Annotated in this window: 13 protein-coding genes; all 13 read right to left on the bottom strand. The window is 66.1% G+C overall.

Features of this window, described 5'->3' with window-relative positions:
- Nucleotides 1–65 precede the first annotated feature (65 nt).
- Complete coding sequence (locus AC1DR1_RS08765) at nucleotides 66–1,313, bottom strand: FAD-dependent oxidoreductase (protein WP_476992459.1); 1,248 nt, start codon at nucleotides 1,311–1,313, stop codon at nucleotides 66–68.
- 183 nt (nucleotides 1,314–1,496) lie between these two features.
- Nucleotides 1,497–3,770 carry a gluconokinase, GntK/IdnK-type gene (locus AC1DR1_RS08760; protein WP_364747103.1) on the bottom strand — a complete coding sequence of 758 codons (2,274 nt, stop codon included), beginning with the start codon at nucleotides 3,768–3,770 and terminating at the stop codon, nucleotides 1,497–1,499.
- 25 nt (nucleotides 3,771–3,795) lie between these two features.
- Complete coding sequence (manD, locus tag AC1DR1_RS08755; protein WP_476992458.1) at nucleotides 3,796–5,025, bottom strand: D-mannonate dehydratase ManD; 1,230 nt, start codon at nucleotides 5,023–5,025, stop codon at nucleotides 3,796–3,798.
- 32 nt (nucleotides 5,026–5,057) lie between these two features.
- Nucleotides 5,058–6,497: a glucuronide transporter gene (gene uidB, locus AC1DR1_RS08750; protein WP_476992457.1), complete on the bottom strand. Its 1,440-nt coding sequence runs from the start codon at nucleotides 6,495–6,497 to the stop codon at nucleotides 5,058–5,060.
- Between the two features lie 59 nt (nucleotides 6,498–6,556).
- Nucleotides 6,557–8,368, bottom strand: coding sequence for a beta-glucuronidase (gene uidA, locus AC1DR1_RS08745; RefSeq protein WP_476992456.1), 1,812 nt, complete (start codon nucleotides 8,366–8,368; stop codon nucleotides 6,557–6,559).
- Between the two features lie 212 nt (nucleotides 8,369–8,580).
- Nucleotides 8,581–9,990, bottom strand: coding sequence for a mannitol dehydrogenase family protein (locus tag AC1DR1_RS08740; RefSeq protein ID WP_476992478.1), 1,410 nt, complete (start codon nucleotides 9,988–9,990; stop codon nucleotides 8,581–8,583).
- 20 nt (nucleotides 9,991–10,010) lie between these two features.
- Complete coding sequence (uxaC, locus tag AC1DR1_RS08735) at nucleotides 10,011–11,417, bottom strand: glucuronate isomerase (RefSeq protein WP_476992455.1); 1,407 nt, start codon at nucleotides 11,415–11,417, stop codon at nucleotides 10,011–10,013.
- Between the two features lie 83 nt (nucleotides 11,418–11,500).
- Nucleotides 11,501–12,577 carry a LacI family DNA-binding transcriptional regulator gene (locus AC1DR1_RS08730; protein WP_476992454.1) on the bottom strand — a complete coding sequence of 359 codons (1,077 nt, stop codon included), beginning with the start codon at nucleotides 12,575–12,577 and terminating at the stop codon, nucleotides 11,501–11,503.
- A 94-nt stretch (nucleotides 12,578–12,671) separates the two neighbouring features.
- On the bottom strand, nucleotides 12,672–13,838 hold the full coding sequence (locus AC1DR1_RS08725) for a Gfo/Idh/MocA family protein (protein WP_476992453.1): 1,167 nt from the start codon (nucleotides 13,836–13,838) through the stop codon (nucleotides 12,672–12,674).
- 17 nt (nucleotides 13,839–13,855) lie between these two features.
- A complete protein-coding gene (locus AC1DR1_RS08720) occupies nucleotides 13,856–14,692 on the bottom strand; it encodes a sugar phosphate isomerase/epimerase family protein (protein WP_476992452.1) in 837 nt (278 codons plus the stop codon).
- A 135-nt stretch (nucleotides 14,693–14,827) separates the two neighbouring features.
- Nucleotides 14,828–15,703: an ATP-binding cassette domain-containing protein gene (locus AC1DR1_RS08715; RefSeq protein ID WP_476992451.1), complete on the bottom strand. Its 876-nt coding sequence runs from the start codon at nucleotides 15,701–15,703 to the stop codon at nucleotides 14,828–14,830.
- A complete protein-coding gene (locus AC1DR1_RS08710; RefSeq protein WP_476992450.1) occupies nucleotides 15,700–17,553 on the bottom strand; it encodes a dipeptide/oligopeptide/nickel ABC transporter permease/ATP-binding protein in 1,854 nt (617 codons plus the stop codon). The genes AC1DR1_RS08715 and AC1DR1_RS08710 overlap by 4 nt, the downstream gene beginning before the upstream one ends.
- Entirely contained in the window at nucleotides 17,550–18,491 is a 942-nt protein-coding gene (locus AC1DR1_RS08705) for an ABC transporter permease (RefSeq protein ID WP_229995088.1), read from the bottom strand. The genes AC1DR1_RS08710 and AC1DR1_RS08705 overlap by 4 nt, the downstream gene beginning before the upstream one ends.
- Nucleotides 18,492–18,586: the final 95 nt, after the last annotated feature.

The raw sequence follows: 18,586 nt of genomic DNA, 5'->3' as shown, positions 1-18,586 counted from the left end.
AACCGCCGTTTTGAGAGCTCTAAAGGGCGGCTACGGAGCAATCGACGGTGGCGGACAGGCCGCGGCTAGGGCTGCGGCTGGGGTTCGGCCCGGCGTGCGAAGGCCGGTGCGTGCTCCGGGCGCGGACCGAAAGCGATAAAGCGGGGAATGATGGTGCGGAACACCGGAACGTGCCGGGCAAGGAAGAGTGCCGCGGACGGCGCCTTTGACCGCTTACCGGTCATGATCGGGACGAAGACCGCCCGCTGCATGACACGTTGCACGGTCTGCACGATGACGGTGGGCAGCCGCCGGCGTCGTTCGACTTTCTTGAGGTCTTCCGTGCTCACGCGGCCGCGGAGCAGTGCGGGGGCAAGGTACTCGGCGGTGGCCACCGCGTCCTGGATGGCGAGGTTGATTCCGACGCCGCCAGCCGGCGACATCGCATGGGCGGCGTCGCCAATGCACAGAAGCCCGTTGATGTGCCACGAGCGCAGCCGGTTCAGGCGCACGTCCAGCCAGTGGAGGTCATCGAGGGAACGGATGGCGTCAACGCGGTCGGCGAGGTCCGGGCGGAGCGCCGCGACCCGCCGCCGGAACCCTTCGACGCCCTCCGCGCGAATCCGGGCGTCGGTGCCCTTGGCCGCCAGGTAGCCCATTTGGTAGTAGTCGTTGCGGAACAGCGCCAGCAGCGCCTCGCCGGGGCCGAAGGCCGGCACGATGCCCGCCACCTCGCCAGTTTCGGAGGCATACCGCGGCAACCGGAACCACCAGGTATCGAACGGCACGGGAAACTCTTTCGGCGCCAGCCCGGCCGCGGCGCGGAGCACGGAATGACGGCCGTCCGTTGCGATCACGACGTCCGCCAGGAGTTCGTCCTGCGTGCCGTCCGGGGTCCGGAAGCGGACTCCGCGGACACGGCCCCCGTTGCGGACCAGCCCGGTGGCCGTACGGCTCATGAGCACGGTGAATCCCGGCTCTTCGGCTGCGGCGGCGGCGAGGAAGTTCAGGAAATCCCATTGCGGCATCATGGCGACGTAGTTGTACGGCGGCGGCAGGGCGTTAAAGTCGCCCATGGTCACGGGCGGCCCGCCCGGGACGGGGAAAGCGACATTCTTCAGGCGGCTCTGCGGCAGCTGCCTGAAGTCCTGCCCGAGCCCGAGTTCGTCAATCAGCCGGATCGTGGAGGGGTGCACCGTGTCGCCACGAAAATCCCGCAGGAAGTCAGCGTGCTTCTCTAGGACTGTCACCTGCACCCCGGCCCGGGCCAGCAGCAGTCCAAGCATCATCCCCGCAGGTCCACCGCCCACCACCGCGCATCCGGTCTTCTCCATGGCCCCACGCTACGCCTGCACGGGGTGGCGCGGGAGGGGTTTTCGCGCAGGTTTTGGACCTGCGCTGCGGCTTCGGACCGGCGCGGCGGGGATCCGCGTAGCGCCGGCCCGAAACCCTGGCGCCAGCCCGAGAACGCAGCGGCGAGCCGAAACCTGGGCGCCGCGCAGCCCGGCGTCGCCGGCTTAGAGCCTGGTGTCGAAGGAGTCGCAGAAGACGTTCTCGTTGAACGTGCCCTGGAACTCCGACTTGCCCTGGATCTTCTCGATGGTCGCCCGAATGGCCTCGGGCGACCCGGCGTGGGCGTGGATGGCCGTCTTCACCATCGGCACGTCAATCAGGTGGTTGGGCTGGTTGAGCGAGACGAACACGGTGGGGACTTCGGTGGCGTACCAGGGAATCTCGGCCGCCATGGGTGTTGACCACTTGATCCGGATGGCTGCTTCCTGGGCGAAGCCTTTCACGTTGGCGAAGACAAACGCGGCGTCGTACTTCTGCGCGTAATCCGCCGTGGCTTCCTCGGAGATGACCGACATGAAATTCACGCCCTCCTCCCCTGCCGCCTTGCGCTGCGCCGCCGTCTTGAACAGATGGACTTCAAACCCGGCATTCTCGAGCTCGTCCCGGACGGTGTCCAGGTAGGCCAGAGGATCCGCCATGGTGAAATCCGCACCGCCGGAGATGCCGTACAGCCGGATCCGCTTGTGCGTCTCCGGGGTGATGGGCAGGTTCTGCGCAGTATCCTTCACCAACGTGACGGTCTTGTCCGCAACTTCGGCAGCGATGGCCAAATGGGCTGCGCTCCCGATCAGCTGCAGCGCTTCGACCGGCGGGACGAGGGATTCCCGTGCGGCCTTGTGCAGTCCGAGCGAGGCTTTCAGGCCCAGGATCCGGCGCAGGGCGTCCTGCAGCCGCACTTCCGTGATGACCCCGGACTTGAAGCCGTCCATCATGTACCGGAAATCTTCCGCGGGGTTGCGGAAGAACAGGAACATGTCACAGCCCGCCGCAATGGTGGCCGGCACAAGCTCGCTGCGCTTCATGGCCTGGGTGAGGCCGATCATCTGGGACGCGTCGGTGAGGATCAGCCCGTTGAAGCCGAGCTCGCCGCGGAGCAGGTCCTGGAGGAGTTCCGGCGCCAGGGTCGCGGGCAGGATGTCCTCCGCCGCCAGGCCGGGACGGAAATGCCGTGACAAGTCCGGCGCGCCGATGTGCCCGACCATGATGGACTGCACGCCGTGCCCGATCATCTCCCGGTACACATGCCCGTAGGTCCTGGTCCATTCCTCGTAGCCGAACGTGTTGTAGGACGTGACCACGTGCTGGTCGCGTTCGTCCAGGCCGTCCCCCGGGAAGTGCTTCATGGCGCACACGGTTGGCGATTCGCTGATGCCGTCGAAGTACTCCTTGGCCCGTTCCACCACGATTTCCGGGGTGTTGCCGAAGGCCCGGGTGGAGATGACGGTGTTGCGCCAGTTGTAGTGGATGTCCACGATCGGCGCGAAGGCCCAGTTGCAGCCCAGCGCGGCTGTCTCCACACCGGCAACGCGCCCCATCTGGCGGGCGATGTCCTTGTCCGGGTGCGAACCCGCCTGCAGGTGGGTCGAGACGAACGTCCCGTCGTCGCAGCTGCCGGCGCCGCCCATTTCGGGGTTCGACGCGATCAGCAGCGGCACCCGTGTCTTGGACTGCGCGTAGCGGATGTGTTCCTGCACGTCGGCTGATGGCCCCGGCCGGTACCGCATGCCGCCCACGTGGTACTGCTCCAGGACACCGTCGAGGTATTCCGGGGAGTAGTCGTTGTTGTGGTTGATGAACAGCTGCCCGATCTTTTCCTCGTCCGTCATGGAGTCGATGGTGGACTCCACCCAGGCGATGGCGGATTCGTCGAGGTTGAACGGCGCGGCCTTCAGGTCCACCAGGAACCGGGTTGCATCGCCCTGCGGCCCGGCGAGGGCCGCAACAGCGTCATCTACGATCTGCTTCACCGGCGTGGCGATATCCACTACAACACTTGCTTCGTCGGGCTGGAGTTCTTCCAGGGTTTCCAGCTGCGAATCCAGCAGTGAGAGCGGCATGAAGTGTCCCGGGCGTGCGGCCATGCGCTTGTGCAGCAGTTCCCGGGTGCCGTGCAGGTGCACGAACACCACGGATGAGTCCCCGCTGCGGATGATGTCGCGGTAGGAGCGCTTGAGCGCGCTGCACGCGATGACCAGACCGGAGTCCGACGCCGAGAAGCGCCTGCCGATTTCGGCCAGCCAGGGTGCCCGGTCGTCGTCGTCCAGCGGGATGCCGGAGGCCATCTTGTCGATGTTGGCCTGCGGGTGCAGCGAGTCGCCGTCGAGGAATTCCGCGCCGAGGCGGTCGGCGATGGCGGCGCCTACGGTGCTTTTGCCGCAACTCGTCACGCCCATCACCACGATGTGGGCGGGACCGGCGGTCTTCAGTTCACTTGTCATGGCCGGTTCACCAGTCATGGCCGGTTCACCAGTCATGAACGGTGCCGTCGACGAGGCGGTTGTAGGGCAGGTAGGCCTGCTGGTAGGGGTAGGCGGCGGCGGCTTCGGCGTTGAATTCGACGCCGATGCCGGGCTTGTCTCCCGGGTGCAGGTAGCCGTCCACGAAGGTCATGGACTGTTCGAAGACCTCGTTGGTCGCATCCGAGTGCTGCATGTATTCCTGGATGCCGTAGTTGTGGATCGCCAGGCCGACGTGCAGCTGCGCGGCGAACCCGACCGGGGAGATGTCGGTGGGGCCGTGGAAGCCGGACTTGATCTGGTACTGCGCGGCGAAGTCCATCACCTTCTTCAGCGGGCTGATCCCGCCGAAGTGGGTGGACGCGGCCCTCACGTAGTCGATCAGCTGTTCCTTGATCAGACTCTGGTAGTCGTAGACGGTGTTGAAGATTTCACCGATCGCCAGCGGGGTGGTGGTGTGCGCCCGGACCAGGCGCAGCGCCTCCTGGTTCTCGGCCGGGGTGCAGTCCTCGAGCCAGAACAGGTCGTAGGGTTCCAGCGCCTTGCCCAGCTTCGCGGCCTGGATCGGGGTCATCCGGTGGTGCCCGTCGTGCAGCAGCGGGATTTCCGGGCCGAACTCGTTCCGGACCGCCTCGAACACGGTGGGCAGGTGGCGGAGGTAGGCGCGGGTGTCCCAGTCCTCCTCCTGMGGGAACGCGCCGCGCCCGGCCGGTTCGTAGTCGTAGCGTTCGCCCGAGGCCTGCGCCTGGGCCGCGACGCCGTAGACGGCCTTGATCCCGGGSACCGCGGTCTGGATCCGGATCGACTTGTACCCCAGTTCCAGGTGCTCCCGGACCGAATCGAASAGCGAGGGGAGGTCCGCGCCGGAGGCGTGGCCGTASGCGCGCAGCCCGTTCCGGGACGCCCCGCCCAGGAGCTGGTAGACCGGCATGCCGGCCAGCTTGCCCTTGATGTCCCACAAAGCCATGTCCACCGCGGCGATCGCGGCCATCGTCACCGGGCCGCGGCGCCAGTACGAGGACCGGTACAGGAACTGCCAGGTGTCCTCGATCCGGTGCGGRTCCTTGCCGATCAGCAGCTGCGCGACGTGCTCCTTCAAATACGCGGCCACCGCGAGCTCGCGCCCGTTCAGGGTCGCGTCCCCGATCCCGGTCACCCCGTCCTCGGTAGTGATCCGCAGGGTCACGAAATTCCGGGAGGGGCTGGTCACGAAGACTTCAGCGGCAATGATTTTCACAACAGGTCCTTTTCTGGTCTAACGGGGGTGTCTTAGTTGCGGGGCGCCAGCGGCGCGGCCTCCGCGGAAGCGGCGTCGGCGGGAACAGCGGCAGCCGCGGCGGCATCGTCGGAAGCTCCGGCGCTATCGGAAGGTCCGGTGCCGTCGGTGCGGCGGGCCCGGATTTCGGTGAGGATCCGGGCGTGCATGGCATCGGTAAGCGTGTATTTGGCCATCACGAGCACGGCCAGGATGGTCATGACGGCCGGCAGGGCGCCGGCGGCGAGCTGGATGCCGAAGACGGCGTCGGGCGTCTGGACGGCGCCGGACTTGTAGCCGCCCAGGGCCAGGGCGTAGGCCGCGAGCGCACCGCCGACTGCCTGGCCGGTCTTGCGGGTGAAGGAGAACAGGGCGTAGGTGATGCCCTCGGTGCGGACGCCGGTCTTCCATTCGCCGTATTCGACGGTGTCGGCTTCCAGTGCCCAGACCACGATGTTGACCGCGAGGACGCCCACGAGGCTGATCACCAGGCCGGTGAATCCGAGCCAAACCTGGCTTGCCGGGGTGAAGAAGACGATGGCGCCGCCAATGACCGTGAGCAGCGACGAGAAGATGTAGACGCGCTTCTTGCCGAGGCTCCGGACCAGCTTGGGCATGAAGCCCGCCAGCACGAAGGTCAGGACGAGCTGGGTGATGGACAGCACGGGGTACAGGTCCAGCCGTCCCAGGACATCGCGGAGGTAGTACAGCTGGACCGAAGTGAGGGCAAGGTAGCCGGTCAGGAAGAAGAAGGAGCTCAGGCACAGCATCAGCAGCGGCCGGTTGCCCTTGAGCGTGTCCATGCTCTGCTTGAACGTGACGTTCGGGACGGTACGGTGGACCCGTTCCTTGGCGGTCAGGAAGGTGAAGAGGTACAGAGCCGCCCCGATGACGACGAACACCAGGGTGATGGTGGTGAAGGTGGCCTGCAGGTTGGCGCCCGGCTTGATCAGCGGGGCTACGAAGATGCCAAGGGCGGAGCCGACCAGCATCCCGCCGATCATCCGGGCGGAGCCGAGTTTGGCGCGTTCGGCCGGGTCCTGGGTCATGGCGCCGGCGAGGGAGCCGTAGGGGATGTTGACCAGGCTGTAGGCCAGGCCCAGGGCGGCGTAGGTGACGTAGGCGTAGAGCAGGGTGCCGGACTCGCCGAGCGCAGGGACAGAGAAGGTTGCCACGCTCAGCAGCAGCAGCGGGATGGAGCCGAACATGATGAACGGGCGGAACTTGCCGAACCGCTTGCTGTAGGTCCGGTCCACCACGCGTCCGGCGAAGACGTCGGCGAAGGCATCAAAGATCCGCACCACCAGCAACAGTGTGCCGGCGGCCGCGGCGGAGATCCCGGCCACGTCCGTGTAGTACACCAGCAGGAACATCGTGGCGGTGGTGAAGGCGAGATTGTTGGCGGCATCGCCGGCGCCATAGCCGATGATGCTGAGCTTGTTCAGCTTTTTCATGAATGGGCTCCTTTACCCGTTGCCGGACCTCGGGCCCGGCGAAAAATGTGCGTTAAGGCCTACGCCTCAGAAGTGATGTTCTTGGTGCCGGCCAGTGCCGTCCACCGTCGGCGCAGGGCATAGGCGGCGGGTTTGGGCCGCCTGTCCCGGGTGAAGACGCCCTTCTTGTTGCCGTCCACGCGCATGATGCCGTTGGAGGTCTGGAAGTCCGCGAAGTTCCAGACCTGCTCACCGACCATGGCGTCGACCCGGTCGAAGACCCGGTGGTACATGGCCAGGAACGCTGCCTGGTATTCCTCGCTCCAGGGCTGTTCATAGATGGAGTGGAAGCCGGGCATGGTGTCCGGCCCGTACTCGGTCATGATCATGGGCTTGCCGTACTTGGCTTCCCACTCGCGCAGCTCCTTCTCGAGGTGCTGTTCGGCCGTTTCGAGGTCGCCGTTATCGATGTACCAGCCGTAGTAGCGGTTGAGCATGATCACGTCGAACAGGTCCCCGAGCAGTTCCTTGTCCGGGGTGTCGAACAGGACGTTGACGTAGCCGACGGGCCGGGTGGGGTCCAGGCGCCGGGTCAGCTCCACGAGGGGTGCGAAGTACTCGCGGGCGCCTTCCTCGGAGCCGTTGGGTTCGTTGGCGATCGACCAGATCACCACAGAGGGGTGGTTCTTGTCGCGGGCGACGAGTTCGGAAATGGCCTGCCGGTGGTTGGCGGCGGTGTTGGCGTCCACTCCACCCTCTTCGTAGGTCTTTTTCGCGATGCCGCCGAAGACGGCGCCGAAGCCCAGGTGCAGCCCGACGGCGGCGGTTTCGTCGATCACCACGATTCCGTGCCGGTCCGCGAACTCCATGACTTCCTCGGCGTAGGGGTAGTGCGAGGTCCGGAACGAGTTCGCGCCCACCCAGTCCAGGAGCTGGAAGTCGTTGACCATCTGGGCATTGCTGTGGCCCTTGCCGATGGCCACGTGGTCCTCGTGCATGCCGAAACCGGTGAAGTAGAACGGTTCGCCGTTGATGAGGAATTCCTTGCCGCGGACTTCCACGGTGCGGACACCGACCGGCAGGGTGTAGCTGTCCAGCAGCAGGCCGGCGTCGCGGATTTCCGCCGTGAGGCTGTACAGGTAGGCGGCGCCTGGCTTCCACAGCACGACGTCGGCGATCGTCAGGGTGCCGCGGGCGCCGTCGGCGCGCGCGACCTCGACGCCGTCGGCGTCACGGACGGAAACGGTGACCGTTTCGCTGCCGGTGCCGCCGGCGGTGGCAATCGTGTAGTCGACGCTGCCGGTTCTGCCTTCGACGCCGGTGACGACGGTGATGTCATCGACCGTCACCGCGGGGGTGCTGAACAGCCAGAGGCTGCGGTGCAGGCCGGCGTAGTTGTAGAAATCGTGGAGGTAGCTCTGCTGCCGGCGGCCGTCCTCGGTGACGGTGATGGTGCCGGGCGGGATGGTGGCCTGCGTGAGCTCGTTGTTGACGGACACCGTCAGGCGGAAAAGCTGCCCGGGCGTGACGTGCTCGGTGATGTCCGCACTGAAGGGCATGTAGCCGCCGGTGTGCTGGGCCACGAGGGTGTCATCGACCCACACCATGCCCTCGTGCGTGGCGGAGTCGAGGCGGACGTGGATGCGTTCGCCTGCCCAGCCGCGCGGGACGCGGACTTCGCGCTGGTACCAGACGTAGCCAACGTGGTCCCTGATGGCCTTGTCCGGGAAGACGTCGTTGTAGCTGGCCGGGACGCCCATTTCCAGTCCGGTTTCCAGAGGCGCCTTGAACCATTCGTCCCGGTGGCCGGCACGGTCAAAGTCCACCTTGAAGCGGTACAGGCCGTCGAGGTTGACGATCTCGCGGGTTTCGCTGGCCTGGGGCTTGAGCATTTGGGAGGTCCTATCGCGTCTTTGCGGGCAGTGCCGGGGGGAGGATTTTGAGGGCCGGCGCTGGGGGCCGGTTTTTGCTCTTGCTGTAATCCTAATCACTTGGCAATCAAATGGCAAGCGGTTGCCATAATTTTTGTTGAAAGTTTGGCGAAACACTGCTGCCCGGCTCCAGATGGTCCGGGGGCCGGGCAGCAGTGCTTGCGCGCAAGGCGTTACGGGGAGAGCGTCTGCTCCCCGAACGTTCCGCTCAAGCTTTCCATCAGATCCACGACGGAACGCTCTTCTGCGAGGGCCGGATCCACCAGGGCCAGCAAGGCGCGGATCCGCTCGGCGCCGGCGAGCCGGTTGGCTGCGGCGACCTCGTCGGCCAGCGGGTCCTGGAACGCGGCGGAGGCGGCGCTGTAGTCCATCCAGGCAGCAATCATGAGAGCGGCGGCGGCGCCGGATCTGCCCGCGGCACGCTCGGCCTGCAGCACGGGAACGGCCCGCATCCTCAGCTTTGTACTGCCGTCCATCGCGATCTGTGCGAGGTGGTGGGCAATCCGGGCGTTGCCGAATCGCTGCAGCAGGGCGGCGCGGTAGGCCGGGATCTGAAGATCCGCGGCGTGGCCCTCCGGCCCGGCCAGGTTCGCCTCCGCCTCGTCCCAGAACTTCTCGACGGCCTGCAGGCACAGCGGGTCCGCCAGGGCCTGCGCCACGGTGGTGTGGCCGCGAAGCTGGCCGGCGTAGGCCAGCAGGGAGTGCGCGCCGTTCAGGAGCCACAGTTTGCGGTTCTCGTACGGCTCGATCTCTGCCACGAACACGGCACCGGCGTCTTCCCAGCGCGGCCGCCCGGCGGGGAAGTCCCCGCTGAGCACCCAGTTGGAGAAGGGCTCGGCCACTACGGGCGAGTTGTCGCGGTAGCCGCAAGCGGCCTGGACGGCGGCAATGTCCGCGGCCGTAGTGCGCGGGGTGATGCGGTCAACCGAGGTGCTGACGAAGCTGACGTTGGCGTCGATCCATCCGGCCAGCCCGGCGTCCCATGCCCCGGCCATGCCTGCCACGGCGTTGTGCGCCACGATGCCGTTGCTGGAGAGGTTGTCGCAGCAGACGACGGCGAGCGGTCCCGCCCCGGCAGCCCGGCGGGCAGCGAGGGCGAAGACCAGCCGGCCCAGCGGCGTCGTCGGGCTTGCGATGCCGGAAGCCAGCAGCGCAAGGTCCGCGGCGACGTCGGGCGCAGCTCGGTCAAGCTGCCCGTCTGCCCGGAGCCGGTAGGCCGCTTCGGTGATGGTCAGAGTGATCACCGCGGTGGCCGGAGCGGCAACCAGCTCCGCCAGCCGCTGCACATCCGCCCCGTCCACGGCTTCGACGATGCTGCTGACCACAGCGAAGGAGTCGCCGTCGTCGGCCCGGTTCACTACCGTGTAGAGCCCGTCCTGTTCAGCCAGTGCCAGCGCCGCGTCGGGGCGGCGGCCGGTGAAGGCCGCGATGCCCCAGTCCGCGGCGTCGGACGCCTGGTGCGTATACCAAGCCTGGTGCGAGCGGTGGAAGGCGCCCAGCCCCAGGTGAATGATCCGCACGGGCGCCTTGGCGGACGGCCGCAGGCGGCGGTTCAGTGGGGGCAGTTCGACGGCGGGTGCCACCTCGGAGTGCTGGTCGACGCTCACAGCTTGAACACCCGTCGGGGCGAGCCGTCCACGATGTCGACGATCAGTTCATGGGCGCGGTCCTCGCTGACGCGGTGTTCCGCGACGAGCCTGGCCAGGAAGGAGGCCTCGATCCGGCGGGAGGCGTCGTGGCGCGCGGGGATGGAGCAGAACGCGCGGGTGTCGTCGATGAAGCCGGACGAGCGGGAGAATCCTGCGGTTTCGGTCACGGCGGAGCGGAAGCGCAGCATGGCGTCCGGTGCGTCCAGGAACCACCACGGGGCGCCGAGGTAGACGGACGGATAGAAGCCGGCCAGCGGCGCGAGTTCGCGGGAGAACACGGTCTCGTCCATGGTGAAGAGCACCAGATGGAAGTCCTTGGCGGTGCCGAAGTCCTGCAGCAGCGGGCGGATGGCCTCGGTGTAGTTCACCGCAAACGGGATGTCGTGGCCGGTGTCGGCGCCGAAGGCGTTGAACGTGGGTTCGTGGTGGTTGCGGAACGAGCCCGGGTGGATGGTCATGACCAGCCCGTCCTCCACGGACATCCGTGCCATCTGGTACATCATGTGGGCTTCGAAGTCTTCGCGGTCCTGCGCCGTGGCCTGCCCCGAGCGGGCGCGGTCGAACAGCCTGGCCGCGTCGGCGGCGTCGAGCTTGAGCGTTGCGGGGGTACGGACGCCGTGGTCGGCCGAGACTGCGCCGTGGTCCACGAAGTAACGACGCCGGTTCTCCAGGGCGGTGATGTAGCCGGCGTAGCCGGTGGCGCCGTCGCCCGCTGCTGCGATGAGCCGGTCCACGTTCGCGCTCCACGTGGGGTGCGCGATGTTCAGGTAGGCGTCCGGGCGGAAGGTGGGCAGGACGCGGCCGTGGAACGTGGGATCCTCGGCGATCGCCTGGTGGCTGGCGAGGCTGTCCAGGGGGTCGTCCGTGGTGGCCAGCACCTCGATGTTGAAGTCCTTGAAGAGCTGGCGGGGCCGGAAGCCGGGTTCCAGCAGCTTGGCGGAGATCGCATCGTAGCTGGCGTCGGCGGTCTCGGCGCTGATCTCCTGCCGGAGGCCGAAAACGCTGTCGAACTGGGTGCGGAGCCAGTAGCCGGAGGCCGTCCCCTCGAACAGCGGCCAGGCTTTGCAGAACTCGCGCCAGACCGTGCGGGAGTCCGCATCGGCGGCGGCCGAGCCCCGCAGCCGGTCCAGCGGAACGCCGCTGGCGTGGATCAGCCGGGTGACGTAATGGTCCGGGCTGACCAGCAGCGCTGCCGGATCCGGGAACGGGCTGTTGTGCTCGATGACTGCGGCGTCAACGTGCCCGTGCGGGGAAATGATGGGGAGGTCCTGGACGCGCTGCAGGAGGTCTCGCGCAATGCTGCGCGTTCCGGGATCCGCGGGCAGGAGCCGGTCTGGGTTGGCGGCAATCGACTGTGACATAGATCAATGGTCCGGCTTGCTTCAGGCATTTGTCAACCGGTTGCCATTAATTGCCATGAAGTTGCGGGGCTTCGCCGGCAAGGCTACCCCGCGGGCAGCAGCCGTCCGCTCGAGCCCCGCAGCACCAGCTCCGTCTCGACGCGCAGGGTGGCGGCAGACTCCCCCGTGCTTCGCGGGAGATCGCCGTGCAGGAGATCAAGCAGCAGCGTGGCAGCGCCCGAGCCGCACTCCCCCAGCGGCGAGCGCACGGTGGTGAGCGGAGGTGTGGTGAAATCCGCCCCGAAGATGTCGTCGAAGCCCACGATGCTGATCTGGTCCGGGATCACCATGCCGGCGGCCTGGAGTTCCTGCATGAGCCCGATGGCCAGGAGGTCGTTGTAGGTCAGCACCGCCGTGGCACCGCTGGCCCGCACGTCGCGGGCCACCTGGCGGCCGCCGTCGACGGTGGGCTTGGTGGACTCCAGCCGCACGGCCTCGAGACGGGACCATTCGCAGGCCGCCTGCACGCCTTCCCAGCGGCGCGCGGACATCCAGGACTGCGGCGGACCGGCGACAAAGGCAACCTTGTGGTGCCCGTTCCCGGCCAGGCTGCGGACCGCCTCGCTGATGCCCTTGTTCACGTCGGGAACCACGCACGGCACGCCGTCGACCTCGCGGTTGATGACCACCACGGGCTTGTCACGGGCGATCGTGCGGATGTCGTCGTCGTCCATGCGGGGGCTGGCCAGGATGAGGCCGTCCACAGTAGCCATCATCCGGCGGGCTGCCGTCAGCTCCGTGACACCGGACTCGGCGGACTCAGCCAGAACCATGGTGTAGTCCCGCAGTGTGGCCGTCGTTTCCGCCCCGCGGATGATGTCGAAAAATGTGGGGTTGGTGATGTCCGCGACGATCAGGCCGAAGGTATTGGTACGGCCGGTAGGCAGCGCACGGGCGAACGGATTGACCTGGTAGTTCAGCTCGGCGGCGGCATCCTCGATGAGTTTCTGCGTCTTGGCGCTGACGCGGCCTGGCTTGCTGAGCGCACGTGAGACGGTGGATGGGTTGACGCCGGCAACCTTGGCGATGTCGTAGATGGTGGCGTTGGACTTTCCGGACCGGGAGTGCTTCTTGGCCGGGCCTGTTGTTGCGGCAGCGTCCGGCGTCTTGGGTTCAGTCACTGCCCCATCCTAACGAGGAAACAACCCAACTAGCTCGCAGCGGGGGCCGTTTTGAGCGCTCAAAACGGCCCCACCTGCGACTCAGTTGGGTGGGCTAGGGGCGCTCGGGGAACTTGCCTTCGTCTGCGATGCGTTTGTTCAGCTCGGCGAGGAACTCGTCCTCGTCGAAGTCCAGCCCCACCTCCGTGCCCCGCCAGCTGGAGAGGTGGATGGCGTTGGCCAGGCGGACACCCTTGATGCCGTCCGAACCCGGGGCCAGCAGCGGTGTGCCGTCCAGGATGTTGGCGGCGAAGTTCGCCAGGACACCGGAGTGCTGCGCACCCCAGGCGGACTCGAACTCGATGACCTCGGTGGTGTAGTACTCCTCGGGATTCAGCTCGCCCATGAAGAGCTTGCGGACATCGTCCAGGCCCATGCCGTCGCTGAGTTCACGCTCGGGCTTCGTCAGGCGGGTAACGGTGGCGGTCTTACTGTTTTCGACCACGATCTTGCCCTGGTCGCCCAGGATCTCGAAGCGGTCGGTCCCCACGAGGTCGTGCGTCGCGGTGACGAAGACGCCCGTGGCGCCGTTGCCGTAGTCCACCACGGCGGTGACTTCGTCTTCCACGGCGATGTCGCGGCGGAAGCCGTAGGCAACCTTGGAGTAGACGGACTTCGGTACGCCGCAGATCCACTGCCACAGGTCCAGCTGGTGCGGTGCCTGGTTGACCAGCACGCCGCCGCCCTCGCCGCCCCAGGTGGCGCGCCATTCGCTGGAGTTGTAGTATCCCTGCGGGCGCCACCAGTTGGTGATGATCCAGTTGGTGCGGCGGATGCTGCCGATCTCGCCGTTGTCGACGATCTCCTTGAGCTTCTGGTAAAGCGGGTTGTTGCGCTGGTTGAACATGATGGCGAAGGACAGCTCGGGCTTGCTGGCAGCGAACTCGTTGAGCGCCCTGACCTGCTTGGTGTACACGCCGGCCGGCTTCTCCACGAGGGCGTGGATGTTGCGCTTGAGGGTCTCGATGCCCATCTCCGGGTGCAGGAAGTGCGGCACGCAGGTGACGACGGCGTCGACGTCGCCGCTTTCCAGCATGGCGATGTAGTCCTCGTAGAAGGGTGCGTCGGGGTACCGGGAGGCGGCCAGTTCCTGCTTCGCGGGGTCGGTGTCGCAGATGGCGCCGATCACCATGTTCGGGACCAGCCCGTCGGTGATGAACTGGGCATAGGCGCCGCCCTGCTGGCCCAGGCCGATGATGCCAAGGCGTACTTTCTTACTCATGTGGTGATTCTCCCTGTCTAGAAAAGGTTCGAGTGGCCCATGGCCACGAGGTTGGTGTAGGAGGTCTGCAGCGCGTCCCACACCGTGCGCCCGTAAAGTTCGTCCTGCTCCACGAGCAGGTACCGGGCGCCGGCGGCCTGGGCGGCGGGGATGATGGCGGGGAAGTCCAGGTTGCCTTCGCCCACCTCGGCGAACTGGACCACGTCCTTGAACTCGGTCATGAAGCCCTTGAAGTCCCCGGTTTCCAGCAGCCCGAAGGCGCTCTCGGGGAGCTGGCCGATCCGGTAGTCCTTCAGGTGAACCATGGCAGTGCTGCCGGCGTACTTTTCCAGGGTACGGACGGGGTCGAGGCCACCGCGCTGTACCCAGTGGACATCGATTTCCATGCCCATGGCCGGGGAGTTCTCGGCAATGATGTCCAGCATGTACTTGCCGTCAAACTTCGCGAACTCGATGTGGTGGTTGTGGTAGTACAGGCCCAGGCCCTGCTCCTGTAGGCGTTCGGCATATTCGTTGGCCTGTTTGGCGAAGTCAATGACCGCGCCGATCGACTTCATCGCCGGGAACGGCAGCATGCCGATCCGCAGCAGCGTCGTGTCCAGGCGCTTCGCGTCCTCCACGATCTTGTCGAAGTGGTCCTTCAGCGAATCTCCGGGGCGGCCCTTGGGGGTCTCCATGGCCACGGACAAAGCTGCAATGTCCATGCCCAGTTCGCTGCGGGAACGGTCCAGTTCGGCGACGTTCTCCGGGGTCATCGGGATCTGGGAGATCTCGACGGCGTTGTAACCGATCGCACTGACCTTGCGGAGCGTCTCGAACGCCCCCACTTCGGCGAAGCTGTCTCGCAGCATCATCGCTTGTACGCCAATTTTGGCCACTGTATTCCTCCGTGGTGTTCCGGACCCGCAAGGGCCCTCGTTGCCGGTTGGGTGCTGCCGCCAGATTCTGGCGACGACGCCGGCCTGTTCTATCTGACGCCGCAGGTGTCCTCAGGCGAGGACGCCCGCTTGTTCGTGCTGCATCCGCTGCGATTCGAGCAGCCGATGCCGGTCCGCCCGGCGTTGTTCCTGCCGGTCCGGATCGGGTACTGGGGACGCCAGCAGGAGCCGCTGCGTGTAGGGGTGTTCAGGGTCTCGGGTAACGATATCGGCCGGGCCTTGCTCGACGATCTCCCCGTGGTACATCACAGCCACACGGTGGCTGATGTGCCTGACGACGTCGAGGTCGTGGGAGACGAAGAGGTAGGAAACGCCGGTGTCCTTCTGGATCTGCAGGAACAGGTCCAGTACGCGTGCCTGGGTGGAAAGGTCCAACGCGCTGACCGGCTCGTCGCAGACGATCAGCTTGGGCGAGAGGGCCAGGGCGCGGGCGATCGCCACGCGCTGGCGCTGCCCGCCACTGAATTCGCGCGGCAACCGGTTGATGGCGTCAGAGGGCAGGCCCACCTGGTCCAGCAGTTCCTTCACACGCTTTTTGGCCGCCGCGGCTTCCATGCCCTGCACGCCCAGTGGCTCGGCGAGAATGTCACCGATCTCAAGCGCGGGGTTCAGCGAGGTGTACGGATCCTGGAAAACCACCTGCAGGTCCCGGCTCAGGACCCGCCGGTCCTTGCGGGTGGCGTGACTGATGTCCTTGCCGTCGAAGCCGATCTTCCCGCCGGTCACCGGTGCCAGCCCCAGGATGGCGCGGCCCAGGGTGGTCTTGCCGGAACCGGACTCCCCCACCAGGCCGAGGGTTTCGCCGCGGCCGATGGTGATGTTGATGTCCGTCAGGGCTCGGAAGGGCTTTGCCCGGAACTTCTTGCTGGGGTACTCCACCACCAACTGGTCCACGGTGAGCAGCGGCGCGCTTTTGGTGGTGCTCATGCGACTGGCTCCTTTTGCAAGGGGGATACGAGCGTGGACATGGGTTCCTTGCCTTCAAGCATCGACGCCAAAAGTGTCTGTGTGTAGGGTTCTTGCGGATTGCGGAGGATGTCGCGGACGGGTCCTTCCTCCACGAGCCGGCCGTTCTGCATGACGGCCACACGGTCGCAGAGGTCCGCCACCACCCCGAAGTTGTGGGTCACCAGAATGACGCCGATGTTCAGGCGCTGCTGGAGCTCCCGCAGCAGGTCCAGCACGTCCGCCTGCACCGTGACGTCCAAGGCCGTGGTGGGCTCGTCGGCGATCACCAGGTCCGGTTCGCAGCTGATGGCTCCGGCGATCAGCACCCGCTGGGCCATGCCGCCGGAGACTTCGTGCGGGTAGGCGTTGAAGGTCCGTTCCGGGTTGACGATTCCGACGTCGGTGAGCAGTTTCAGCGCCCGTTTCCTGGCCTCGGCCTTGGATATTCCGAGGACACGCACCATGGGTGTGACCAGCTGGTAGCCGATGGTGAAGGCGGGATCCAGGTTGCTCATGGGCTCCTGCGGAATGTAGGAAATCCGCTTGCCGCGCAGTTTGGACAGGCGCTCCTGGCTGACGCGTTCCTCGCCCGGGGCCACGGTGTAGCTGCCGTCGAACTGGATGGAGCCGCCCACAATGCGGGCGTTGTCCGGCAGCAGCCCAAGGATGGAGAAGGCGGTCTGGGACTTGCCCGAGCCGGATTCGCCCACGATGCCCAGGATCTCGCCGCGGTCCACGTGGAAGGAGACGTCGTCAACAACCTTCTTGATGGAACCGTCCGCCTGGGGATAGCCGACGCCGAGATTGGTCACCTTGACGAGGTGGTGCTCCGTTCCGGGGTCGACGGCGGGCACGGACTTGCGCGACGGGCGCGCGGCGGCGGGCGCCGCCGTCGTTCCCTTTACCGAGATTGCCTTCTTCTTGCGGTACGTGATCTTTTCGCCGTCTTCGAGGGCGTCGCGGATGGCGTTGCCCAGCAGGACCAGGCCGCCGATGGTCAGCGCCATGGCAAACGCAGGCCAGAAAAGCAGCGTCGGCGTGAGGTAGACGTTCTTGAATCCCTCGCTGAGCATCACACCCCAGGTTGCCTTGGCCGGATCCCCCAGTCCAAGGAACTCGAGCCCGGACTGGATCGCAATGGCCACACCGGCAATCGCCGCCGTCTGGATAATGATCGGGGCCCGCACTACGGAAAAGATGTGGCGGGTGATGATCCTCAGGTCTGAGAGCCCGGACACCCGGGCTGCATCCACGTAGAGCTCGTTGCGGACCGACTGCACCGCTGACCGCGTCAGGCGGAAGTAGGACGGGCTGATCAGGACGCCGAACGCGATCATGGCAATCCACACCGAGGGGCCGAAGGCCGCGCGGATGGTCAGCAGCACAATCAGGCCCGGAAGGCTCATGAGGATGCTGACAATCCAGTTGGAAACGGCCTCGAATTTGCCGGCGTAGTAGCCCGCGATCAGGCCGGCGGGAAGACCGATCCCGATGGCGACGGCGGCGCAAAGCAGCGCGGAGAGGAGCGTTAGCTGCGCGCCGAACAGCAGCCGGCTCCAGACGTCGCGCCCGGAGCTGTCCGTACCCAGGAGGTTTACAGAGTCGGGGCTGGCCAGGGTTTTGGAGATGTTGGCGAAATTCTCGTCGAACGGGGCCAGAACATCCGCGAACAAAGCCAGCAGTGCCATCCCCAGCAGGATGACGAGGGCGATGATGCCTAGAGGATTCTTGAAGAGCCGTTTGAGAACCGTGGAACGGACTACGGTGCCGGTCTGGCCGGTCGCGCCGGGAACGGGCGTCAGGGCTGTGGTTTCGACGGACTCGGTCACGAGGCACGCACCTTCGGGTTGAGCCAGCCGTTGAGGAGGTCAACGATGAGGTTGACCAAAATAACAACGGCGACGGTGTACATGACGACGCCCATCACCACTGGCTGATCGCTCTGGCCGGTGGCAGCAACGGCGAGCGGGCCCATGCCGGGAAGGGCAAAGATCTGCTCGATGATGACCACTCCGCCCAGCATGCCGATCAGTTGCAGGCTGAGCACAGTGAGTCCGGCTGGAGCAGCGCTGCGCAGGACATGCCTGAACAGGACCTCGCGCTCACCTATCCCGCGGCTGCGCAAGGTGCGAACGTAATCGCGTTCGAGCTGCTTGATGACGGCACTGCGGATCTGTTGCGCACCGCCGGTGACTCCGTTTATCAGCAGGGCGATCACCGGAAGCGTCAGGGACAGCACCCAAGCGGACGCAGGTTCGCCCGGGGAAATGGTGCTGGTGGCGGGGAATATGCCCAGCTGGATGGCGAGGATGGTCACCAGGATGATGCCGATGACGAAGCCTGGAATGGAGTCGCCGACAATGGCGCCGATCTGAACCACCCGGTCCACCCAGCCGCGCTTCACCGCGGCGGCAACGCCGATCAGGGTAGCGATGATGGCGATGAGGATCATGGCCGCGAACACCATTGTCATGGTGACGGGGATGCGGGTGGCGAGAGAGCTGGCCACTGGTTCAGAAGTGAACCAGGATGTGCCCAGGTTTCCGCCCAGGGCGTCCGTGAGCCAGCTGAAGTAGCGCGCGGCGATGGGCTGATCCAGCCCCAGCTCCGCTTCCTTTACGGCCAGTTGCTCCGGTGTTGCCTGGTCTCCCAGGATGTTCCGGGCAATGCTGCCGCTCGATATGTAAAGCAGGAAAAAAGTAAGGACCGAGACGGCGAACAGGACCACTAGGCCGCTGCCGAGGCGTTTGAGGATGAATCTGGTCATTGCTGGCTCCATTGAACTGGCATGGTGTGGCTGCTGGATCCGGCAGCCCGCCGCTTGTGGTGGTCGGGCTGCCGGACCTGCGCCGGTTTTAAGTG

The organism is Arthrobacter sp. P4_F10 (assembly GCF_056401435.1).
The sequence above is the reverse complement of the archived record's forward strand: the minus strand, read 5'-3'. Positions and strand labels throughout refer to the sequence as shown.